This window comes from Mesorhizobium sp. M7A.F.Ca.MR.176.00.0.0 (genome assembly GCF_004023165.1).
Taxonomy (GTDB): Bacteria; Pseudomonadota; Alphaproteobacteria; order Rhizobiales; family Rhizobiaceae; genus Mesorhizobium.
Window position 1 is genome coordinate 12,876 of sequence record NZ_RZTC01000010.1, and the last position, 20,781, is coordinate 33,656.

A 20,781-nucleotide genomic window follows, 5' to 3' on the forward strand; every position below is an offset into this window, starting at 1 on the left:
AGGAAGCCGCCTGGATGGAGGTCGCCGGCCGCTACACCATCGAATGGCACCACGTCATGGCCGCGACGCTGCTGGCGACCTTGCCGGTGGCCATCCTGTTCATCTGGCTGCAGCGCTACCTCGTTCGCGGGCTGGCGCTCGGGGCGGTCAAATAGCGCCTATTCACGGACGGAGCTTTCATGCGCATTTTCACCGCCTCGCTGGCGACAGAAACCAACACCTTTTCGCCGGTGCCGACCGACAGGGCCTCGTTCGAGATGGCCTTCTATGCCGGGCCCGGCAAGCATCCGGAAACGCCGACACTGTGCTCCTCGCCGATGGTGGCGCTGCGCCGGCGGGCAGCGGCCGAAGGCCTCGATGTCATCGAGGGCACCGCAAGCTGGGCGGAGCCGGGCGGCCTGGTGCAGCGGCAGACCTATGAGGCTCTGCGCGACGAGATCCTTGGCCAGCTCGAGGCGGCGCTGCCGGTCGATGCCGTCATCCTCGGCCTGCATGGCGCCATGGTGGCGCAAGGCTATGACGACTGCGAAGGCGACCTGCTCGAACGGGTTCGCGCAATGGTCGGGCCGGAGGTGGTGATCGCCGTGGAACTCGATCCGCACAGCCATCTGACGCCGAAGCGCGTGGCGGCCTCCGACATCCTCGCCTACTTCCTCGAATTTCCGCACACCGATTTCTATGAGCGCGGCGAACACGTCGTCGAGCTTGGGCTTGCGGCGGCGAGGGGCGAGATCAAGCCGGTCATCTCGAGTTTCGACTGCCGCATGATCCAGGTGCTGCCGACCAGCCGCGAACCGATGCGCTCTTTCGTCGACCGCATCAAGGCGCTGCACGGCAAGGATGGTGTGCTGTCGGTCTCGGTCATCCATGGCTTCATGGCGGCCGACGTGGCCGAGATGGGCACGCGCATCCTGGTCGTCACCGACAATGACAAGGCCAAGGGTGACGCGCTGGCGGAAAGGCTCGGGCGGGAACTCTACGCGCTGCGCGAAAAGACGGCGATGACGATGCTGAGCGCCGCCGACGGCATCGACCGGGCGCTGGCCGTGCGCGCCGAGAATCCGGGCAAGCCGGTGGTCATCGCCGATATCTGGGACAATCCCGGCGGCGGTGTGCCCGGCGACGGCACCTTCGTGCTGCGCCAGATGCTGGCGCGTGGCCTGGACAGGTTCGCCGTGGCGACGATCTGGGATCCGATCGCGGTCACCTTCTGCCTGGCGGCGGGCGAAGGCGCGGTCATCGATCTGCGCTTCGGCGGCAAGGCCGGTCCACAGGCCGGCGAGCCGATCGACGCGCGCGTGCGCGTGCTGAAAGCGGTTGCGGAGGGCTGGCAGAGTTTCGGGCCAAGCCGGGTGACGCTGGGGCCGACGGCGCTGGTCCGCCTCGAAGGCACCGAGGTCGACATCATTCTCAACACCAACCGCACACAGACCTTCGAGCCGGATATCTTTTCCAACATCGGCGTCGATCCGATGACCAAGGACATGCTGCTGATCAAGTCGACCAACCATTTCTACGCCGGCTTCGAGCCGATCGCCGCCGAGATCATCTATGTCTCGGCGCCCAGCTCGTATCCCAGCAATCCGGCGGTGACGAATTATACCAAGCTGACGCGGCCGGTGTGGCCAAGGGTGACGGATCCTTGGAAGGATGCTGGCAATCTCCCCCCTTGAGGGGGAGATGTCGCTTAAGGCGACAGAGGGGGTCGCCTGACATAATGCGCCAACCTTCTTCTGCCGCAGCAGGCCGAGCCCGGTCGAACCGACCCCCTCTGGCCGCTTCGCGGCCATTTCCCCTCGAGGGGGGGAGATTATCCGGTGCTACACCAATCCCCGCTTCACCATCATCGCTTCGGGCGACGGCATCTTGCCGCGGAAGGCGGTGTAGAGTTCTTCCGGATCCTTCGAACCGCCGGCGGCGTAGATGTTCTTGCGCAGCCGTTCGGCGAGCGACGGGTTGAAGGGGTCTCCGGTTTCCTCAAAGGCAGCGAAGGCATCGGCGTCGAGCACTTCCGACCACATGTAGGAATAATAGCCGGCCGAATAGCCGTCGCCGGAGAAGACGTGGCCGAAATGCGGGGTGCGGTGACGCATGGCTATGGTGTCCGGCATGTGCAGCTCTGCAAGCGTTTCGGTTTCGAAACGAAGTGGTACTTCAGGCGCATCCGGCCGTGCGTGATAAGCCATGTCCATCAGCGCGGATGCGGTGAACTCTACTGTTGCAAAGGCGCCAAAAGTCCGCGCGGCCAGCATCTTGTCGAGCAGCGCCTTGGGCATCGGCTTGCCGGTCTTGACGTGCAGCGCGTGTTTTTCCAGCACCGCCGGCACGGTCAGCCAGTGCTCGTAGAGCTGCGAGGGCAATTCGACGAAATCGCGGCTGACCGAGGTGCCGGCTACCGACGGCCAGGTGACGTCGGTCAGCATGCCGTGCAGCGCGTGGCCGAACTCGTGGAACAGCGTCTTCGCCTCGTCGACCGACAGCAGCGCGGGCTCGCCGGCCGGCGGCTTGGCGAAGTTCATGATGTTGTAGATGACCGGGCTCGCACCGTGGCCGAGCCTGTAGCCGGACTGCAGCGCGCTCATCCAGGCGCCGGAGCGCTTCGAGGGCCGGGCGAAATAATCAGCGAGGAACAGGCCGCGCTCGCTGCCGTCGGCATTTTTCACCACGAAGACGCGGGCGTCGGGGTGCCAGGCAGCGATGCCCTTCTTCTCCTCGAAGGTGATGCCGAACAGCCGTGTCGCCACATCGAAGCAAGCGTCGATGATGCGGTCGAGCTGCAGATAGGGCTTCAGTTCCGCCTCGTCGAAGGCGAATTTTTCCGCGCGCAGTTTCTCCTGGTAGAAGCGCCAGTCCCAGGCGGCGAATTTTTCGTTGCTGCCGGCCTCCGTCGCCAGCCGTTGCAATTCGATCTGGTCGCTTGCTGCCTTCTCAAGCGCCTTTTCCCACACCGGGTCGAGCAGCGCGTGCACGGCCTTCGGTGTCTTGGCCATGGTGTCATCGAGCTTCAGCGCGGCGAAGGAGGCGTAGCCGAGCAGCTTTGCCTTCTCGGCGCGCAGGCGCAGCATGTCGCGCACCACGTTCGTGTTGTCGGTGGCGCCGCCATTCTGGCCGCGCATGGTGAAGGCGCGGAAGGCGATCTCGCGCAGATCGCGGCGCTCGGAGAAGGTCGAGAACGGCTCGTAGATCGAGCGCGACAGGGTGACGGCGTAGCGGCCCTTCTGGCCGCGTATCTCGGCGGCTTCGGCCATCGAGCTTTTCACGAAGTCCGGCAGGCCGGCAAGGTCGGCCTCATCGAGGAACAGTGCCCAGTCGCTCTCGTCGGCCAGCACATTCTGGCCGAAGCTGGTACCGAGCGAGGACAATTCCTCGCTGATCTTGGCCAGCCGCTTCTTGCCGTCGGCATCGAGTTTGGCGCCGGAGCGGACAAAACCCTTCCAGGTCTTTTCCAGGACCCGCAGGGTCTCTGCGTCGAGCTTCAGGCTCTCGCGGCGCTGGTAGAGATCGTCGATGCGGGCAAACAGCCGCTCATTCATCGAAATCGCCGAGAAATGCCTGGACATTTTCGGCGAGATGTCGCGCTCCAGCGCCTGGATCGTCTCGTTGGTGTAGGCGCCGGCGCGGCACCAGAAGATCGACGAGACGCGATCGAGCGCTTCGCCGCCGAGTTCCAGCGCGGCAAGCGTGTTCTCGATGGTCGGCGCATCCTTGTTGCCGGCGATCGCCTCGATCTCGGCCTCGTGCGCCTTCAGCGCCGCGTCGAAGACCGGGGAAAAGTCGCCATCGCCAATGCGCGTGAAATCGGGCAGGCCGAGCGGCCCTTGCCACGCGGTCAGCGGATGGGCGGCGAGGTCGACGGCTTTCGTGGAAGGCATGGACAGTCTTTCGATCGTTGACGGGGAGAGGTTTGGTCGTCCCCGATGTAGGGCGAGGCCTCGCAAGGCGCAACGGCTCGGCCCTCAGGATGGCGTCAGAAGCCGTCGCACGTCTCGGCGATTGCCGCTTGCGAACTGGCGGTGATGCGGTCGTCGGTCACCGCGAAAGTCTCATGCATGAGCTTGTCATTGTTGGGAAAGTCGTAGCAGGCGACCACGGTGGTGACCCCGCCTTCGCTCTTTTCGATCCGATGCCGGATCGCTGCGCCCGCAACCGCACCTTTCCATTCGTCCATCGAGGCGATGAATTCCTGCTTGCTTTGCACGATGCCGAGGTCGTCCAGCTTGATGCGGACATCATCGGCGAGCAGGTCGGACAGTTCGGTGCGGTCGGCGACCAGCAGCGCCGAATACCAGCGGCTGATGAGGGCACGATCATCGGCGCGGGCGGCAATAATCGCTATCAGCAGCGCGGCCGCCGTCAAAGCGGCCGACCTGATGTTCACCACCTTGCGCGCCGCTGTGTTCATCCCAGCTCCGGCCGTTCGAAATCGCCGGTTTCCTTGTTCATCGTCCAGAGTTCGCCGGTCGAAATATCGAACCAGGCCCCATGCAGCGACAGTCGCCCCTTGCCCTCGAGAATCGAGACGCAGGGAAAGGTTCTGAGGTTGGCGATGGAATAGCGGATCGAGATGCGCTCCAGCGCGGTCTGGCGCTCCGACGCGGTCATGAAGGTGCTGGAGGAGACGGTTTCGGCCGCCGGCGCGATCAGGCTCATCCACTTGCCGATGAAGTCGCCGGGCGAAAGCGGCGCGGAATTGGTGTCGAGCGCTGCACGGATGCCGCCACAGCGGCCATGGCCCATGACGACGATGTTCTTGACCTTGAGGCTCTGCACGGCGAATTCAAGCGCCGCCGAGGTCGAATGGAACTCGCCATCGGGAGCATAGGGCGGCACCAGATTGCCGACATTGCGCAGCACGAAGAGTTCGCCGGGCCCGGCGTCGAAGATCGCCTCGGGCGCCGAACGCGAATCGCAGCACGCGACGATCATCGTCTCCGGCGCCTGGCCTTCCCGAGCGAGATCGCGATAGCGCCCGCTCTCTGTGAGATAGCGGCCATTCATGAAATTGCGGTAGCCGGCGAGAAGATGTTCAGGGAGATGGGACATGGGCGGCGTCTGGAGCCTTTCCGGGTTGGATGCGGCAGCTCGTTGCGGTCTAGAGAGGCTCTAGCGGCAAAAGCCGGTCGCGAGCAATGCAGAATTATGAGGGCTGGCTAGAAATGCCATGCATCGAGCGCAACCTTGGCCAACAGCGTTACGCCCAGATGGCGACAGGAATGCCAAAGCTGTCGCGGCCCGGCGGGTCGGGCAGCTCACCGCTGGCGATGCGACCGGCGATCAGCGTCATCGCGGCCGCGTCGAGGAAATCGTCGGCGGCGGCGCCGCGCGGTGGCGGCTGGTCGAGAAAGGCCGTGTCATAGCCATGCCGGCAAAGCAGAGCCTTGCGTTCCGCCATGCCGGCCGGATTGATGCCGCCCTTGATCTTCTTCGGCACTTGCATGGCCTGATCGCCGTTCAGGCGGCAGAAAGCGACTTCCGGATGCGATTCGAACACGCGGCCGCGCAGATCGGGTCGCGCGATCAGCAGGGCGTCGATCTCGCGGATCTTGGCAAAAATGCCGAACGCCTGGATCGAGACTCCGCGCGGCGGGTCGGATGTGGTCAGGGCCACCTCGCTTGCCCTGATGTGCGCGGCATACCAGGCTTCGATGGTGGTGAAATCATTGGTCTCCGCATAGAGCGTGGCACGGGAGGGGATCGAGAAGACGCTGGATTGGCGCGCCCCGAGCAGCGGCCGCACCAGCGCTTCGGGGCCGCGACCGCCCTTGCCCGAAAAGTCGGGTAGGCCGATCGGCATGTCGACAGCGATGACAGCGTCTTCGGGAAGGGATGCGAGCAGGGCAGTGAAGGTTGCAAAGACACCGACCGACGGTGCCATGCCAAAAGCGCACCGGACGGCGATCCAGCCGGCCTTGCAGCCGTCGACGCCGACAAGCACGGCCTCAGTCGACGTTACGCCCGGCGGCCCCGCCCCGGATGCGTGAGGTGGCGAAGCTGGACCATCGCCATCGGATGCGACAGGCTCTGCGCATCGGTTTCGAGCTGCAGTTCGTCGCCGCCGCGCTTGGCGGTGCGCGCCAGGATCTCGTAGACCGCCGCCGTCGTCGATTGCAGCGCCTTGACCGGCGGCTGGCCGGACAGGATACGTGCCAGATAGACGGCCGCCGTCAGATCGCCCAGGCCATTCGGCGGCTTGTCGATCAGGCGATGTTCGGCGAGCAGCGCCTGGCTGCTATCGAGCAGCAGATTGCCGGTGCCGCCCGTCATCATCGACGGCGCAGAGGTGACCAGCATGGTCGATGGTCCGGCGTGGAGCGCTGCCGCGATCGCCGATTTCAGGTCGGGCAACGCGGCGCCGGCCATCCATTCCAGTTCGTAGCGGTTGGGGGTGGCTATGTCGGCGATCGGCATCAGCCGGTCGCGCATGGCGATGGCTGTCGGCTCGGGCACGTAGAGGCCGCCCGAATCACCCATCACCGGATCGCAGATATAGACGGCGCCGGGTGTCCTTGCCTTCACCGCGGCGACCAGCGAGGCGACGGCCTCGGCCTGGCCGGCCTCGCCGAGATAGCCGGACAACACGGCGCCGACTTCACCCAGCCATGGCGCCCGCTCGAGATCGGCCATCAGCGCCTTGAACTGGTCGAGCGGCGGTACGATCCGTGTTGCCCGTCCATGGCCGGGATGCCAGGGCAGGATGACGGTCGGCACCGCCCAGACCGGGAACCCCAGGGTCTCCAGCGCAAACACGGCTGCACGGTTGCCGACCCAGCCGCGCGCGACATGGCTGGAAATGACGATGACCGCACGCGGCGCGTCGGTTTGTTCGGCGCTCATTGTCGTTTGATTCCTAACTGCCCCGGATGACGTAAAGCACGAGCCAGACCATCAGGCCCAGCGCCAGCAGCAGGCCCAGCGTGCGGCCAAAGCGGGTGCCCCAGACTTCGATCGGATCGGCGCGATCGGCATCGGCCGCGGTGACGTGATCGCGCATGCCTTTCGCGGCCCGCCCCGCAAACGAGTCGCCCGCCGGATTCGTCTCGTGCGCGATGCGATCGAGGATACGGCGCGATTCCTTCTCGCTGTCCTGGCGCTCCGCCATGATGATGTCCCGTTTTGCGGACCTTATCGCGTTCGTACGGCCAATCACAGACCCTTGCAGCGGCATTGGGCATGGCAGGCGAGGGGCTGCCGGCCCGGGCGGTTTTCTTGCGCGCTGATTGTGGTAATGCTTCGCGTGCAACTTCTACCGAGGGACCCCATCATGTTTGCCCAGCGCCTTGCCTCGCCGTCCATTTTCCGCACGCTGCCCGCCTTCCTGATGATGGCGATCGTGCTGCCGCTGCTTGCCGGCTGCGGCTACAACACCATCCCCACAGCGGAAGAAAACGCCAGGGCGGCATGGAGCGAGGTGCTGAACCAGTATCAGCGCCGCGCCGACCTCATCCCCAATCTGGTCGAGACGGTGAAGGGTTATGCCTCGCACGAAAAGGATACGCTCGACGCGGTGGTCGAGGCACGCGCCAAGGCAACGCAGATCACGGTAACACCGGAAACGCTGAAGGATCCCGAAGCCCTCAAGAAGTTTCAGGATGCCCAGGCGGGGCTGACCAGCGCGCTGTCGCGGCTGATCGCGGTCTCGGAGGCCTATCCCGACCTCAAGGCCAATCAGAATTTCCTGGCGCTGCAAGCCCAGCTCGAAGGCACCGAGAACCGCATCGCGGTGTCGCGGCGCGACTACATCCAGGCGGTCAGGGACTACAATCTGACGCTGAGGACCTTCCCCTCGGTGCTGTGGGCGACCTTCTGGTTCCGCGGCAATGAGCCCTTCGCCAATTTCACTGTCGCCGAAGACAAGATGCAGCCGCCGAAGGTCGATTTCGGCACGAAGCAGGGCGGGTGAACGTCGACTGTCATCGGAATAAATCCCGCGAAATGACGGGCTGCTGGCGTGCAAACACCCCCCTCTGTCCTACCGGAACCGGCCCTTCGCTGCCGCTTCGGGCGTTCGTCGTTCGGAAAGCCAAGCAATTGGCTTCCCGTCCGCTACGCGGATCAGTCCTCACCCCCCTCAAGGGGGGAGATTGGCAGCTTCGGCGCTGACGCCGATCTTGCGACGTTGAAAATTGTAGAAAGCGGAGATGGCGGCCAATCTCCCCACTTGAGGGGGAGATGCCCGGCAGGGCAGAGGGGGGCGCCCCGGAATGCAAGCCTAGGGTTCCTTTTCGCTCTTCTAAGCCTCCTCTTCCTCCCCTTCACCGCCCTCGCCGCCGATCTCCCCGCGCTCACCGGCCGTGTCGTCGACAATGCCGGCATCATCGATGCCGCGACCAAGGCGGCGCTGACACGGAAGCTTGCCGATTTCGAGACAAAAGGCTCCGACCAGATCGTCGTGGCGACGATCCCGAGCCTCGAGGGCGAGGAGATCGAGCCTTACGCCAACCGCCTGTTCCGCTTCTGGAAACTTGGGCAGGCGAAGGAAAACAACGGCGTGCTGCTGCTGGTTGCGCCGAACGACCGCAAGATGCGCATCGAGGTCGGTTATGGGCTGGAAGGTACGCTGACCGACCTGCACACCAAGCTGATCATTGAAAACGACATGGTGCCGGCGTTCCGCGCCGGCGATTTCTCCGGCGGCATCAGCAAAGCCGTCGACGACATGGTCATGGTGCTGGAAGGCAATCCGGAGGAGCTGGAGGCGCGCGGCGAGCGCAACCAGCAGGCGCCCTTCGAGTCCGACGACCTGTTCTTCACCGTGTTCATCGGCATATGGATAACCATTATGGTCGGCAGTCTTGCTGTCTCCATCTTGCCGCCGATCTTCGGCCAGAAGCTTGGTCCCGGCCGTTACCGCTGGCTCGGCATGACCTTCGAGCCAAGCCGGCGATCCTCCCGTAGTGGCTGGTCGTCGGGAAGTTCCAGCGGCGGCTGGTCTTCGGGGTCAAGCAGCGGTGGAGGCTTTTCCGGCGGCGGCGGTTCGTCCGGCGGCGGCGGCTCGTCGGGAAGCTGGTGATGGCATGACGATACCCAGCATCAGCCTGTCGGAACGCGACCGCCTCGCCTCGGCTGTCCTGATTGCCGCGGTCGTGCTGTTCTCCTGCGTCATGGCCTACGCGGCCGACCTGCCGGCGCTGACCGGCCGTGTCGTCGACAATGCCGGCATCATCGATGCCGGGACGAAGGCGGAGCTGACGCGGAAGCTTGCCGGTTTCGAGACAAAAGGTTCCGACCAGATCGTCGTCGCGACGATCCCCAGCCTCGATGGCGAGGAGATCGAGCCCTACGCCAACCGCCTGTTCCGCTTCTGGAAACTTGGCCAGGCGGGCGAGAACAATGGCGTGCTCCTGCTGGTTGCCCCGAACGACCGCAAGATGCGCATCGAGGTCGGTTATGGGCTGGAAGGTACGTTGACCGACCTGCATACCAAGCTCATCATCGAAAACGACATGGTGCCGGCCTTCCGCGCCGGCGATTTCTCCGGCGGCATCAGCAAAGCCGTCGATGACATGGTCATGGTGCTGGAGGGCAATCCCGAAGAACTGGAAGCGCGAGGCAAGCGCAATCCCGCCGATGACGGCACGTCCATCGATCCGATCGTTGCCGTGTTCCTGATCCTGTGGGCGACGATGTTTTTCGGCGGGTTGGCGATGGCGTTCCTGCCGCCGATGTTCGGCACGAAGCTGTCGCCGGGCGTGTACAGATGGCTGGGCATGACGTTTCGTTACGGCCGTGGGCCGAGCGGGTACTCGGGCAGCCGTGGCTGGACAACGGGTTCGTCTTCGGGCGGCTGGTCGTCGGGGAGCTCCGGTGGTGGCTGGTCTTCGGGATCAAGCGGCGGTGGCGGGTTTTCCGGTGGCGGCGGCTCATCGGGTGGTGGCGGTTCTTCAGGAAGCTGGTGAGACATATCATGGCAACACGACCAATCAGCCCGCAGGATCATGAGCGCATCGCAACCACGATCCGCGCCGCCGAGGAGAAAACCGACGGCGAGATCTACTGCGTCGTGGCGCATGCCAGCGACGGCTATTTCTTCCCGGCCGCCTTCATGGCGACCGTGTACATGCTGATCGTCAGCCTGGCGGTCGGCTACGGTCTGGAGGCCTGGTGGCTGTCGATCCGGCTGCCGCATTTCGTCCTCGCCCAGCTCCTGGCGCTTGCCTGCGTGCTGGCCTTGTTGTGGGCGCTGCCCGGCCTGCGCATCCATCTGGTGCCGAGGCGGCTGCGCTACCAGGCGGCGCACGCCAACGCGATCAAGCAGTTCCTTGCCCGCAACGTCCACCGCACCACGGCGCGCACCGGCGTGCTGGTCTTCGTCTCGATCGCTGAACGCTATGCCGAAGTGGTTGCCGATTCGGGCATCGACGCCAAGGTCGGCCAGCATGTCTGGGACGGTGTCGTGCGCGACCTTACCGCGCATGCCGGCGACGACCGGCTTGCCGACGGCTTCGTCAAGGCGATCGAGCAGGTGGGTGCGGTGTTGGCCGAGCATTTCCCGGTCACAGTGGGCGACAGCAACGAACTTGACGACCATCTCGTCGAAATCTGAAAGCCCGCCCGCAAACGCTACTCAGTTGGACGCCTGACGCGGTTTTCTGCGCTTCCGGCCTTCGCCGGCCGAAGCACTCACTCATGAGCGGCCTTGGCAGGCAGGCTTCGGCCGGCGTAGGCCGGTGCTCACGTGCAAACTACGCTCCGCTCCGGTTCTCGAAAGCCACGGCATCCGCCTCGGCTGAGCGCGTTTTCAAGCAGGCTTTGCCTGATGTCATCAGTGTCATGATCGCCTGTGAGAAAGCAGCCGGTGGGCCGCCGGGACTCTTGCAATCGGGCGATGCGGGTTTATGGTTAACAAATCATGAATACGCTGACGATCGACATCCGGAAAGCCGACCCGCGCGATGCCAGTGCCATCGCCGAGGTGCATCTGGAGGCCTGGCGCGGCGCCTATTCCGGCATCATTCCGCACCGCACCCTGACATCGATGATCAACCGTCGAGGTGCCGACTGGTGGGCGAATGCGATTCGCCGCGCCGCCACTGTTCTGGTGGTCGAGATCGGCGGTAAGATTGCCGGCTATGCGACGATTGGCAAGAACCGCGCCCGTGAACTCAGGCAGCAAGGCGAAATCTACGAATTGTACCTGCGGCCAGAATATCAGGGCATCGGGCTCGGCAGCCGCCTGTTTTCGGCAGCCAAGGCGCGATTGGCCGATCACGGGCTGAAAGGCATGGTCGTGTGGGCGCTGGAAGACAACCAGAACGCACTCGCCTTCTATGCCGGCGCCGGCGGCCGCGATGTAGCCGAGGGCGTCGAGATCTTCGAGCAGAAGGCGCTCAAGAAGGTCGCTTTCGTCTGGGAATGACAGCCCGGCCCTTCGGCCATTGCGTCTCCCGATTTCAGCCAGCACCATTCGCCGCATTGCACCATGACGCGCCGCCCGCTATCGATCGTCCATCGAGAGAGGGATTTAAGCCATGCGCATTGAAGCCATAGCCAGCGGAAAGAACCCGCCTGAGGACGTCAACGTCATCATCGAGGTGCCGATCGGCGGCGAGCCGATCAAGTATGAGATGGACAAGGAAGCCGGCACGCTGTTCGTCGACCGCTTCCTGCACACCTCGATGCGCTACCCCGGCAATTACGGCTTCGTGCCGCACACGCTGTCGGGCGACGGCGATCCGATCGACGTGCTGGTCTGCAACACGCGCGCCCTGGTGCCGGGCTGCGTCATCAACGTCAGGCCGATCGGCGTGCTGATCATGGAAGACAATGCCGGCCAGGATGAGAAGATCATTGCCGTGCCGTCGCCGAAACTGACGCTGCGCTACGAGAACGTCACCGAATACACCCAGCTGCCCGACATCACGCGCCAGCAGGTGCAGCACTTCTTCGAGCACTACAAGGATCTCGAGCCCGGCAAATGGGTCAAGATCGAAGGCTGGCACGATTCCAAATATGCCAAGAAGATGATCGTCGATGCGATCGAGCGGGCCAAGGCGAGCAAGTAGCCCAACTTCGTCATACCAGGGCGGAGCAGCCGCAAAGCGGCGTCGCGGAGACCCTGGTATCCATGCCGTGACGCCAGGCGACGTGTGCGGCGGAACGGAATTCTGCACCGCCGCGGCGGTGTTGATGTCGCGGCATGGATCCTCGGGTCTGCGCTGCGTCGCTACGCTCCTTGCTCCGCCCGTGGATGACGAAGCTACGGGTGCGATGCCCAATCTCCGCCGTGCTCAGTTATCCACCCGGCCGAAAGCCGGCACATTGCCGATGACGGTGCGCCTGTCCTTGCCGCAGGCGAAGGTGCGTGCCTTGTCGTCGGCAAGCTTGCGCGCCTGATCGTTGGCGGTGGGATTGCCGGTGGCCAGCACGAGGCCGACGGTGCAGCCGTCGCGGGCGCCCATCTGGCCGACCTTGGCGACGAGCAGCACCTCGGTCGGCTTTTTCTCGTCCTCGGGATTGCTGATCGAGCGGCGATGGATGGCTGCATACGGCACAGCCTTGTCGCCGGTGGTTTCGATGCGCCATTCGATCTTGGCTCCGGACGAATTGAAACCGGAAAAGCTCTCCCAGACCGTCGTCATGTCGCCGCCGGGGGGAAAGCCGTAGAACAGCGATTCACGGGCATCGTCATAGGCTATCAGTACGGGATAGCCGCGATAGCCCGAACAGGCGAGTTCGGCCCAGTCGCCGTCGCCTTCCTCGGCCTGCGCGTAGGTCACGCAATCCTTTTTCGAATCCAGATCGGTGTAGGCGCTGGAAATGCCGTCGGCTTGCGCAGCCCGACCGAGACCGACCAGAACAAGCGGGATCAGAATGGCACGCATGGCGGTCAATCTCCGTTGCAAGCTGCCGCAGCGTAGCGCCAAACGTTATTTCTTCAAGCTCGCTTCAATCAGCAGGTCCGCGTTGCGGGCGACCGCTTGCGCCGGGCCGCCGAGCCCGAACAGCTGGCCACTGATATAGGCGCCCTCGATCAGCAGCAGCAGGCCGTCGCCGAGCGTGTCAGGGTCTTGCGCGCCCATCGCAACCGCCATGGCGCGCAGGCGGCGGCGCAATTCCTGCTTGTTGGCCTCGCTGACCACACGGGCCGGATGGCTGTGGTCGGGATATTCGACCGCCGCGTTGGTCATGCCGCAGCCGCGATAGTCCGCCACTTGCGTGCGCTTGCCGATGCGGGTCAGGAAAGCCTTGATCTGTGCGCGCGGGTCGCCGGGATGAGCCGCAACCGCCTCGTCGAAACGCTCCCAATATTCAAGATCGTACTGCCTGAGATAGGAGGCGGCCAGTTCATCCTTGGACGGAAAGCTGCGATAGAGGCTGGGCTTGGTGACACCGGCGCGTTTGACGATCTCGTCGACGCCGATCGCTCTGATGCCGCGCCGGTAGAACAGGTCATAGGCCACATCGAGGATCTTTTTGGCGGCTTTCGGCGGCGCCGATGCATGATCGTCGCTGATGGTCAGATCAATATTTTTGTCCGTTGGCATCGTGTGGCTCGATTGACAATGTTACCGATCGGTACGTATACATGCTCCCAACCTGCAACGTACCGGTCAGTAACATGATAACTCAATCCCGCCCATTTGGCCAGCGCTACGCTTTCGTCGTGGTTGGCGTCATCTTCCTTAGCCTGCTGGTCGCGGCCGGCCTGCGGTCCGCGCCCGCCGTCATGATGCTGCCGCTGGAGAACAGTTTCGGCTGGCGGCGCGACATCATCTCGCTGGCCGCCGGTGTCGGCATCCTGCTTTACGGCCTGACAGGGCCATTTGCCGCAGCCCTGATGGAGCGCATCGGGCTTCGCCGCACGCTGCTGGCCTCGCTGGTGGTGATGTCGGGCTCGACCGCGCTCAGCCTGCTGATGACCAAGCCGTGGCATCTGTTCATCACCTGGGGCGTGTTCTCGGGCATTGGTTCCGGTGCTGTCGCCAGCGTGCTCGGCGCGACCATCGTCAACCGGTGGTTCAAGACCAATCGCGGGCTTGTCATGGGATTGATGTCGGCCTCCAGCGCCTCGGGCATGCTGGTGTTCCTGCCGCTGATCGCCGCGCTGGCGCAGTCGGGCGGCTGGCAGCCGGTTGTCATTGCGGTCGCGATCGCGACCGCTGCCCTGATACCGCTGGTCTGGCTGCTGGTGCCGGAGCGGCCGGCATCGATCGGCATGGTGCGCTACGGCGCCGAGGCTGACGACGTGCCGCCCACTCCGCCTGCGTCACAGGGCAATTTTCTGGCGCATACGTTCTCGACGCTGCGCCGTGCCGCCGGCACGCGGGTGTTCTGGTATCTGTTCGCCACCTTCTTCGTCTGCGGCTTCACCACCAACGGGCTGGTCGGCACGCATCTGATCGCGTTCTGCGGCGACATGGGCATCGGCGAAGTGCAGGCCGCCGGCCTGCTGTCGATGATGGGCATCTTCGACCTGATCGGCACGACGTTGTCGGGCTGGCTCACCGACCGCTACGATCCGCGCAAGCTGCTCGGCGTCTATTACGGCATTCGTGGCCTGTCGCTGATCTATCTGCCCTATTCCGGCTTCTCGGCCACCAGCTTGATCATCTTCGCCGTGCTCTACGGCCTCGACTGGATCGCCACCGTGCCGCCGACGCTGCGGCTCGCCAACGAGGCGTTCGGCGACCGCAGCGGGCCGATCGTGTTCGGCTGGATCGTCGCCGGGCACCAGATCGGTGCGGCCGCTGCCGCCGCCTTTGGCGGCACCATGCGCGAATTGCAGGGCAATTACGAACTGGCGTTCCTGATCGCCGGCATGACGGCAATCGCCGCCGCCTGTATCTCGCTGCTGATCAACACCAGCAAGCCGGCGTTCGATCCGGAGCCGCAAGCGGCTTAGGCGCGACGCTAATCTCCCCCCTCGAGGGGAAGATGGCCGCGAAGCGGCCAGAGGGGGTCGGTCCGACTGGGCTCGGCCTCTTGCGATAGAAGGAGGTTAGCGCTCCACGCGCGGCGACCCCCTCTGTCGCCTCTGGCGACATCTCCCCCTCGAGGGGGGAGATTACCCTGTTCATTGTTATCAAACCTTCATCATCCCGAGATGCGCCTGAAACATTGACGCTGGATTTTGGTGGCACCGTTCAAGCCATCCAGGAGACAGCCATGAACAAGCTTTCGATGACCCGCCGCGCTTTCGTCACCTCCGCCGGCGCCGTTGGCCTAGCCGGCGTTTCGAGCCTGGCGCTACCCTATTATTCGCGCGCCAATCAGCGGCCTTCCTTCACCCATGGCGTCCAGTCCGGCGATGTCGACGCCACCAGCGGCGTGGTGTGGACGCGCACCGACCGACCGTCGCGCGTCATGTTCGAGGTATCGTCGACGGAGAATTTTGCCAATGCGACGCGGCTGGCGCCGCTCGATACGTCGCCGGCCAGCGACTACACGGTCAAGCGGCTGCTCACCGACCTCGCTTCAGACCAGGATATCTTCTATCGCATGACATCGGCCGATCTCGCCGACATCAATGCCGTTTCGGAGCCGATCACCGGCCGTTTCAGGACGGCGCCAGCCTCGAAGCGCGACATCCGCTTTGCCTGGTCCGGCGACACCGCCGGCCAGGGCTGGGGCATCGATGAGACCGGCATGAAGACTTACGCCACGATCGGCAAGCACACGCCTGACTTCTTCCTGCATTCGGGCGACACCATCTATGCCGACGGCGCCATGAAGGACGAGGTCGACCTGCCCGGCGGCGGCAAGTGGAAGAACGTCGTGCTGATCGACGGCAAGCGCAAGGTCGCCGAAACGCTGGACGAGTACCGGGACCAGTGGAAATACAACATGATGGACAGGAGCGTGCTCGGCCTGAGCGCCATCTGCCCGACCTTCTACCAGTGGGACGACCATGAAGTGCTGAACAACTGGTCAGATTCGAAGGACCTCAGCGCCGACAACCGCTACACGGAAAAATCCATCCACGTGCTGGCGGCCCGCGCGGCGCGGGCTTTCCACGAGATGACGACGATCCGCTACGAACCTTCCGAGCCCGGCCGCGTCTATCGCAAGATCGCTTATGGGCCGCTGCTCGACGTGTTCTTCCTCGACATGCGCTCCTATCGCGGCCCCAATGGTCCCGACATGCAGGATGAGATGACGCCGCAATCGCGCATGCTCGGCGAACAGCAGACGAAATGGCTGAAGCGCGAACTGGCGAATTCGAAGGCGACCTGGAAAATCATCGCCGCCGACATGCCGCTCGGCCTCGTCGTCTGGGACGACGGCACCAAGAAGGTTGGCGCCGAAGCGGTCAGCAATGGCGACAATGGCTTGCCAAAAGGGCGCGAGCTCGAGATCGCCGACCTGCTGCGCTTCATAAAGAATGCCGGCATCAGCAACACCGTCTGGCTCACCGCAGATGTGCATTACACGGCCGCGCATTATTACAACCCGGACAAGGCGCAGTTCCAGGAGTTCAATCCGTTCTGGGAATTCGTCTCGGGTCCGATCCATGCCGGCACGTTCGGTCCCAACGATTTCGACATGACGTTCGGTCCGGAGCTGAAGTTCATCAAGGCGCCGACCGCCGAACAGGGACAGAACCTGCCGCCCTCGGCCGGGCTGCAATTCTTCGGGCTCGTCGATATTTCAGGCGCCAGCGAGCAGATGACGGTGCGGCTGATGGATCGCGACGACAACGAACTCTACAAGGTGACGCTCGACCCGGTGCGGTCGGCGTAAGCGCGCTTCTCAACCCTCCCCCTTGTGGGGAAGGTCGGCGGCGGCTTCGCAAAGCGAAGCTGGCGAGACGGGGCGGGGGGTGAAGCGCTGACTAGTCCGGGTAGCAGACCATGGGAATATTCGGCCAGACGGCGCTGTCGCAGTTGGCGGCGTCCTGCCGCTGCTTGAAGGAGGCGCTGACCGGGCCGGTCACCATCGGGTCGACGCCGTCCGGTGCGTCGGCGAAAATCTGCTCGGCCGACTGTGCCTCTGACGGCAAGGCAGGCCGTGATTCCTTCATCGTCGCGGCCGACTGTGCGGCGTTGGCCGCCAGCAGGACGGCGAAGGCAACAGACGCGATGAGCGGCCAGAATCGGTTGAGTTTATCGGTCATGACGTTTGAACTGCCCGGGCCCCAAAGGGTTCCCGCCTTGGTTAACAAAATCATCTCACACGCAGATGCTTAAGATTTGATGAGTATTTGGTGACGCTCCTCCTCTTTCGCAACTGCGAAAAACCCTGTATGAGCCGCGCAACCGAAAGAGGCAGCGCCTTTTGGCCTGCTGCCTGCAACGCTTCCGAGACCAGAACATGAAAATCCGTAATATCGCGATCATCGCGCACGTCGACCATGGAAAGACCACCCTGGTCGACCAGCTTTTGAAGCAGTCCGGCTCCTTCCGAGACAATCAGCGCGTCGCCGAGCGCGCCATGGATTCCAACGACCTCGAAAAGGAACGCGGCATCACCATCCTGGCCAAGGCGACTTCGGTCGACTGGAAGGATACCCGCATCAACATCGTCGACACCCCCGGCCACGCCGATTTCGGTGGCGAGGTCGAACGCATCCTGTCGATGGTGGACTCAGCCATCGTGCTGGTCGACGCAGCCGAAGGGCCGATGCCGCAAACCAAGTTCGTCGTCGGCAAGGCGCTCAAGGTCGGCCTGAAGCCGATCGTCGTCATCAACAAGATCGACCGTCCGGACGCCCGTCACGTCGAGGTGGTCAACGAGGTGTTCGACCTTTTCGCGGCGCTCGACGCCACCGACGAGCAGCTCGACTTCCCGATTCTGTACGGTTCAGGCCGCGATGGCTGGGTTTCGGAAAATCCGGAAGGACCCAAGGACCAGCAACTGGGGCCGCTGTTCGACCTCGTCATCCAGCATGTGCCGGAGCCGACCGTTCATCCCGGCCCGTTCCGCATGATCGGCACCATCCTGGAAGCCAATCCGTTCCTCGGCCGCATCATCACCGGCCGTATCGAGAGCGGCACGCTGAAGGCCAACCAGCCGGTCAAGGTGCTGCACCATGACGGCACCCAGATCGAAACCGGCCGTATTTCGAAGATCCTGGCCTTCCGCGGCCTTGAGCGCCAGCCGATCGAAGAAGCGCAGGCGGGCGACATCGTCGCCATTGCCGGCCTGTCGAAGGGCACCGTCGCCGACACGTTCTGCGACCCGAGCGTGAGCGAACCGCTGCATGCGCAGCCGATCGATCCGCCCACCGTGACGATGTCGTTCCTGGTCAACGACAGTCCGTTGGCCGGCACCGAAGGCGACAAGGTGACCAGCCGCGTCATCCGCGACCGCCTGCTGCGCGAAGCCGAAGGCAATGTCGCGCTGAAGATCGAGGAATCGCCCGACAAGGATTCGTTCTTCGTCTCCGGCCGCGGCGAATTGCAGCTGGCCGTGCTGATCGAGACGATGCGCCGCGAAGGCTTTGAAATCGCCGTGTCGCGTCCGCGCGTCGTCATGCAGAAGGGCGAGAACGGCGAATTGCTGGAGCCGGTCGAAGAAGTCGTCATCGACGTCGATGAGGAGCATGCCGGCGTCGTCGTGCAGAAGATGTCCGAGCGCAAGGCCGAGATGGTCGAACTGCGCCCGTCCGGCGGCAATCGCCAGCGCATCGTCTTCCACGCGCCGACCCGTGGCCTGATCGGCTACCAGTCGGAGCTTTTGACCGACACGCGCGGCACCGCCGTGATGAACCGGCTCTTCCATGCCTATGAGCCCTACAAGGGCGAGCTGCCGGGCCGCACCAATGGCGTGCTGATTTCCAACGAACAGGGCGAATCGGTCGCCTACGCCATGTGGAACCTGGAAGATCGCGGCCCGATGGTCATCGATCCGGGCGTCAAGGTATATCAGGGCATGATCATCGGCATCCATAGCCGCGACAATGATCTTGAAGTGAACGTGCTCAAGGGCAAGAAGCTGACCAACATCCGTGCCGCCGGCAAGGACGAGGCGGTCAAGCTGACGCCGCCGATCCGCATGACGCTGGAACGCGCCCTGGCCTGGATCCAGGACGATGAACTGGTCGAAGTGACGCCGAAGACCATTCGGCTGCGCAAGCTCTATCTCGATCCGAACGAGCGCAAGCGGTTCGAGAAGTCGTCCAAGGTGGTCGGCGCGGCGTAAGCTCTCTATTTTCCGACAATCGAGAGGGGCGGAGCAACCAGTGTTCCGCCCCTTTTTCGTTCATCCACCGGCAGCCGAGATGATGGCCTGCCGATCGGCCTCGCCGGCCAGATCGATGCGGATCGCGATTCCCGCGCCGGTACGCTTGCGCAGGGCCTTTGCGCCATCTGGGTCAACGATGAGCAGCCGCCTCTTTTCCAGCGCCTGAAGCCGTGATCGCGAGATGCCGAGTTCGCCAGCGAGCAGCCGGTCGAGTCGCAGCGATGTCGGCATTTCCAGTCCAAGCTGGATCTCCAACACGGTCGCGGCTTCCCCGGTGTCGCCGAGCCTGCGCTTGTGAACGCTGACATCGGAGAACTCCTCGACGCGCCCGATCCGGTTGCGCAACGCGATTACATCGAAGGCATGACGGTGAGCGAGTGCAGGATCGTTGCGTTCGAGCGCCGCCAGCAGCGTCGGGTCGATGTCGCGGCGGTTGCAGCGCTCGAAAATGCCGAAATTCCAGGAGTTGTCGCAGTCGATGCAGCGATAGATCAGCCACACGTCGATGCGTTTGCCATTGGCGTTGACGCGGAATTTCCCGCTGCTGCAATAGGCCTTCACAGTGCCGCAACGATTGCAGCTGATGAGCGGCCGAGGTGGGGTTTGGGGTGCGATCGTCCAATGGATACGCTGAAGTCCAGACATGCCGATAAGCCCTTCCCGTCGGGAAGTTCATCAGGCCGGCGATGTCGAGATGCCCATGCGGGCGCGGCGTGGCGGTCGCTTGCTATGATCGGAAATCGGATGTCACGGGCGGCAGCGCGCAACAACGGTTCAGCAGTGCCAAACCGGTCTCGAACCGCCGCCCAGAAGAACACATGAAATGAAGACAGACACCGCGAATGCGGTGTCATGCAGTGTGTCGGGGGAGTTGACGAGACCGGCGGTTACGTAGGCAAAGTGACGCTCAAAATTGTTTCGCGGCGGCCTTTCTAGCCGCGAAATGCTGGACCGACAAGGGTCTTTTGTCGGTGCTACCGCAGCCGAGCCACTTGCGCTAATATCCGAAATCGAAGGTTTTCAACCAGAGACCCCGGTTATGCACGCCACCTCGCTCCTGATTTTCGCCGCCGCTCTGTTCGTTGCCGCGGGTTCGCCCGGTCCATCGATCGCGGCGCTTGTCGCGCGCGTCATCTCGAAAGGGTTTCGCGACGTGTTCCCGTTCCTGCTCGCCATGTGGATCGGCGAGGGCATCTGGCTGTCGCTGGCGGTGTTCGGCCTGGCTGTCGTGGCGCAGACCTTCCATTTCGCCTTCGTCGTGGTGAAATGGGTCGGCGTCGCCTATCTCGCTTACCTCGCCTGGAAAATGTGGACCGCGCCTGTCGATGCAAAAGAGGGCGAGATGCCGCGCGAGGATTCTCCGGCAAAGCTGTTCTTCGCCGGCATGGCGGTGACGCTTGGCAATCCCAAGATCATGATGTTCTACCTGGCGCTGCTGCCGACCATCATCGACCTCGCTTCGGTCAGCATCGTCGGCTGGGTCGAGCTGACGGCGACCATGGCCGTGGTGCTGGTCGCCATCGATCTCGCCTGGGTGCTTGCCGCATCACAGGCGCGCAAGCTTTTGAAGAGCAAGCGCGCCATGAAGATCGCCAACCGCGTCAGCGCGACGACGATGGCGGGCGCCGCGGCGGCGATCGCTGCTCGCTGATCTTCCCC

At 63.8% G+C, this 20,781-nt stretch carries 21 protein-coding genes; 11 read left to right on the forward strand and 10 right to left on the reverse strand.

All coding sequences use genetic code 11. The annotated features are described in order from the left end of the window. Nucleotides 1-179: 179 nt before the first annotated feature. Nucleotides 180-1,673 carry a M81 family metallopeptidase gene (locus EOB59_RS05945; RefSeq protein ID WP_128287899.1) on the forward strand — a complete coding sequence of 498 codons (1,494 nt, stop codon included), beginning with the start codon at nucleotides 180-182 and terminating at the stop codon, nucleotides 1,671-1,673. A 147-nt stretch (nucleotides 1,674-1,820) separates the two neighbouring features. On the opposite strand, the gene EOB59_RS05950 is transcribed toward EOB59_RS05945, so the two are convergent. From EOB59_RS05950 to EOB59_RS05975, 6 genes are all read right to left on the reverse strand, one after another. Further along, a complete protein-coding gene (locus EOB59_RS05950; RefSeq protein WP_128287900.1) occupies nucleotides 1,821-3,872 on the reverse strand; it encodes a M3 family metallopeptidase in 2,052 nt (683 codons plus the stop codon). 95 nt (nucleotides 3,873-3,967) lie between these two features. After that, on the reverse strand, nucleotides 3,968-4,402 hold the full coding sequence (locus tag EOB59_RS05955; RefSeq protein WP_127269640.1) for a nuclear transport factor 2 family protein: 435 nt from the start codon (nucleotides 4,400-4,402) through the stop codon (nucleotides 3,968-3,970). Beyond that, on the reverse strand, nucleotides 4,399-5,043 hold the full coding sequence (locus EOB59_RS05960) for a carbonic anhydrase (RefSeq protein WP_023811712.1): 645 nt from the start codon (nucleotides 5,041-5,043) through the stop codon (nucleotides 4,399-4,401). The genes EOB59_RS05955 and EOB59_RS05960 overlap by 4 nt, the downstream gene beginning before the upstream one ends. Nucleotides 5,044-5,191: 148 nt before the next feature. Further along, nucleotides 5,192-5,935, reverse strand: coding sequence for a DUF429 domain-containing protein (locus EOB59_RS05965; RefSeq protein WP_128287901.1), 744 nt, complete (start codon nucleotides 5,933-5,935; stop codon nucleotides 5,192-5,194). A 14-nt stretch (nucleotides 5,936-5,949) separates the two neighbouring features. Further along, nucleotides 5,950-6,834 carry a pyridoxal kinase PdxY gene (gene pdxY / locus EOB59_RS05970; protein ID WP_128287902.1) on the reverse strand — a complete coding sequence of 295 codons (885 nt, stop codon included), beginning with the start codon at nucleotides 6,832-6,834 and terminating at the stop codon, nucleotides 5,950-5,952. A 13-nt stretch (nucleotides 6,835-6,847) separates the two neighbouring features. After that, nucleotides 6,848-7,099: a hypothetical protein gene (locus EOB59_RS05975; protein WP_127808777.1), complete on the reverse strand. Its 252-nt coding sequence runs from the start codon at nucleotides 7,097-7,099 to the stop codon at nucleotides 6,848-6,850. Nucleotides 7,100-7,261: 162 nt separating this feature from the next. Between EOB59_RS05975 and EOB59_RS05980 the strand changes: the two genes are divergently transcribed. The 6 genes from EOB59_RS05980 (at nucleotide 7,262) to ppa (ending at nucleotide 12,002) form a co-directional block, all read left to right on the forward strand. Beyond that, nucleotides 7,262-7,900, forward strand: a complete 639-nt coding sequence (locus EOB59_RS05980; protein WP_127269647.1) for a LemA family protein — start codon at nucleotides 7,262-7,264, stop codon at nucleotides 7,898-7,900. 258 nt (nucleotides 7,901-8,158) lie between these two features. Then, complete coding sequence (locus EOB59_RS05990) at nucleotides 8,159-9,010, forward strand: YgcG family protein (protein ID WP_128287904.1); 852 nt, start codon at nucleotides 8,159-8,161, stop codon at nucleotides 9,008-9,010. A gap of 4 nt (nucleotides 9,011-9,014) precedes the next feature. Continuing rightward, complete coding sequence (locus tag EOB59_RS05995; RefSeq protein ID WP_128287905.1) at nucleotides 9,015-9,896, forward strand: YgcG family protein; 882 nt, start codon at nucleotides 9,015-9,017, stop codon at nucleotides 9,894-9,896. 8 nt (nucleotides 9,897-9,904) lie between these two features. After that, nucleotides 9,905-10,543, forward strand: a complete 639-nt coding sequence (locus EOB59_RS06000) for a TPM domain-containing protein (RefSeq protein ID WP_128287906.1) — start codon at nucleotides 9,905-9,907, stop codon at nucleotides 10,541-10,543. A 306-nt stretch (nucleotides 10,544-10,849) separates the two neighbouring features. Beyond that, on the forward strand, nucleotides 10,850-11,356 hold the full coding sequence (locus tag EOB59_RS06005; protein WP_013528996.1) for a GNAT family N-acetyltransferase: 507 nt from the start codon (nucleotides 10,850-10,852) through the stop codon (nucleotides 11,354-11,356). A 112-nt stretch (nucleotides 11,357-11,468) separates the two neighbouring features. After that, nucleotides 11,469-12,002 (forward strand): inorganic diphosphatase, encoded by a 534-nt coding sequence (ppa, locus tag EOB59_RS06010; RefSeq protein WP_013528997.1) that lies wholly within the window; start codon nucleotides 11,469-11,471, stop codon nucleotides 12,000-12,002. 225 nt (nucleotides 12,003-12,227) lie between these two features. Here ppa and EOB59_RS06015 read toward each other — a convergent pair whose 3' ends face one another. Together EOB59_RS06015 and EOB59_RS06020 are read right to left on the reverse strand one after the other, a co-directional pair. After that, entirely contained in the window at nucleotides 12,228-12,821 is a 594-nt protein-coding gene (locus EOB59_RS06015; RefSeq protein ID WP_128287907.1) for a hypothetical protein, read from the reverse strand. Between the two features lie 45 nt (nucleotides 12,822-12,866). Next, complete coding sequence (locus EOB59_RS06020; RefSeq protein ID WP_127267937.1) at nucleotides 12,867-13,484, reverse strand: TetR/AcrR family transcriptional regulator; 618 nt, start codon at nucleotides 13,482-13,484, stop codon at nucleotides 12,867-12,869. A 74-nt stretch (nucleotides 13,485-13,558) separates the two neighbouring features. On the opposite strand from EOB59_RS06020, the gene EOB59_RS06025 reads away from it, so the two are divergent. Both EOB59_RS06025 and EOB59_RS06030 read left to right on the forward strand, forming a co-directional pair. Beyond that, entirely contained in the window at nucleotides 13,559-14,842 is a 1,284-nt protein-coding gene (locus EOB59_RS06025; protein ID WP_164895590.1) for an MFS transporter, read from the forward strand. A 263-nt stretch (nucleotides 14,843-15,105) separates the two neighbouring features. Continuing rightward, nucleotides 15,106-16,680, forward strand: a complete 1,575-nt coding sequence (locus EOB59_RS06030) for an alkaline phosphatase (RefSeq protein WP_128287909.1) — start codon at nucleotides 15,106-15,108, stop codon at nucleotides 16,678-16,680. A 91-nt stretch (nucleotides 16,681-16,771) separates the two neighbouring features. Here EOB59_RS06030 and EOB59_RS06035 read toward each other — a convergent pair whose 3' ends face one another. Then, complete coding sequence (locus EOB59_RS06035) at nucleotides 16,772-17,053, reverse strand: hypothetical protein (protein ID WP_245481835.1); 282 nt, start codon at nucleotides 17,051-17,053, stop codon at nucleotides 16,772-16,774. A gap of 197 nt (nucleotides 17,054-17,250) precedes the next feature. Between EOB59_RS06035 and typA the strand changes: the two genes are divergently transcribed. Then, nucleotides 17,251-19,080 carry a translational GTPase TypA gene (typA, locus tag EOB59_RS06040; protein WP_128287910.1) on the forward strand — a complete coding sequence of 610 codons (1,830 nt, stop codon included), beginning with the start codon at nucleotides 17,251-17,253 and terminating at the stop codon, nucleotides 19,078-19,080. A 60-nt stretch (nucleotides 19,081-19,140) separates the two neighbouring features. Here typA and EOB59_RS06045 read toward each other — a convergent pair whose 3' ends face one another. Next, nucleotides 19,141-19,767: a DUF1062 domain-containing protein gene (locus EOB59_RS06045; RefSeq protein ID WP_128287911.1), complete on the reverse strand. Its 627-nt coding sequence runs from the start codon at nucleotides 19,765-19,767 to the stop codon at nucleotides 19,141-19,143. Nucleotides 19,768-20,161: 394 nt separating this feature from the next. Here EOB59_RS06045 and EOB59_RS06050 point away from each other — a divergent pair, with 394 nt between their 5' ends. After that, on the forward strand, nucleotides 20,162-20,773 hold the full coding sequence (locus tag EOB59_RS06050; protein ID WP_128287912.1) for a LysE family translocator: 612 nt from the start codon (nucleotides 20,162-20,164) through the stop codon (nucleotides 20,771-20,773). The last annotated feature ends 8 nt before the right edge of the window (nucleotides 20,774-20,781 follow it).

What these genes read in the sequence shown, in the direction of transcription:
- pdxY (WP_128287902.1), bottom strand. Translation starts at nt 6,834, where the DNA reads ATGAGCGCCGAACAAACCGACGCGCCGCGTGCGGTCATCGTCATTTCC.
- EOB59_RS06000 (WP_128287906.1), top strand. Translation starts at nt 9,905, where the DNA reads ATGGCAACACGACCAATCAGCCCGCAGGATCATGAGCGCATCGCAACC.
- EOB59_RS06035 (WP_245481835.1), bottom strand. Translation starts at nt 17,053, where the DNA reads ATGACCGATAAACTCAACCGATTCTGGCCGCTCATCGCGTCTGTTGCC.
- EOB59_RS05945 (WP_128287899.1), top strand. Translation starts at nt 180, where the DNA reads ATGCGCATTTTCACCGCCTCGCTGGCGACAGAAACCAACACCTTTTCG.
- EOB59_RS05960 (WP_023811712.1), bottom strand. Translation starts at nt 5,043, where the DNA reads ATGTCCCATCTCCCTGAACATCTTCTCGCCGGCTACCGCAATTTCATG.
- EOB59_RS06030 (WP_128287909.1), top strand. Translation starts at nt 15,106, where the DNA reads ATGAACAAGCTTTCGATGACCCGCCGCGCTTTCGTCACCTCCGCCGGC.
- EOB59_RS06045 (WP_128287911.1), bottom strand. Translation starts at nt 19,767, where the DNA reads ATGTCTGGACTTCAGCGTATCCATTGGACGATCGCACCCCAAACCCCA.
- EOB59_RS06025 (WP_164895590.1), top strand. Translation starts at nt 13,559, where the DNA reads ATGATAACTCAATCCCGCCCATTTGGCCAGCGCTACGCTTTCGTCGTG.
- EOB59_RS06050 (WP_128287912.1), top strand. Translation starts at nt 20,162, where the DNA reads ATGCACGCCACCTCGCTCCTGATTTTCGCCGCCGCTCTGTTCGTTGCC.
- EOB59_RS06015 (WP_128287907.1), bottom strand. Translation starts at nt 12,821, where the DNA reads ATGCGTGCCATTCTGATCCCGCTTGTTCTGGTCGGTCTCGGTCGGGCT.
- EOB59_RS05955 (WP_127269640.1), bottom strand. Translation starts at nt 4,402, where the DNA reads ATGAACACAGCGGCGCGCAAGGTGGTGAACATCAGGTCGGCCGCTTTG.
- EOB59_RS05980 (WP_127269647.1), top strand. Translation starts at nt 7,262, where the DNA reads ATGTTTGCCCAGCGCCTTGCCTCGCCGTCCATTTTCCGCACGCTGCCC.
- typA (WP_128287910.1), top strand. Translation starts at nt 17,251, where the DNA reads ATGAAAATCCGTAATATCGCGATCATCGCGCACGTCGACCATGGAAAG.
- ppa (WP_013528997.1), top strand. Translation starts at nt 11,469, where the DNA reads ATGCGCATTGAAGCCATAGCCAGCGGAAAGAACCCGCCTGAGGACGTC.
- EOB59_RS05950 (WP_128287900.1), bottom strand. Translation starts at nt 3,872, where the DNA reads ATGCCTTCCACGAAAGCCGTCGACCTCGCCGCCCATCCGCTGACCGCG.
- EOB59_RS06005 (WP_013528996.1), top strand. Translation starts at nt 10,850, where the DNA reads ATGAATACGCTGACGATCGACATCCGGAAAGCCGACCCGCGCGATGCC.
- EOB59_RS05995 (WP_128287905.1), top strand. Translation starts at nt 9,015, where the DNA reads ATGACGATACCCAGCATCAGCCTGTCGGAACGCGACCGCCTCGCCTCG.
- EOB59_RS05975 (WP_127808777.1), bottom strand. Translation starts at nt 7,099, where the DNA reads ATGGCGGAGCGCCAGGACAGCGAGAAGGAATCGCGCCGTATCCTCGAT.
- EOB59_RS06020 (WP_127267937.1), bottom strand. Translation starts at nt 13,484, where the DNA reads ATGCCAACGGACAAAAATATTGATCTGACCATCAGCGACGATCATGCA.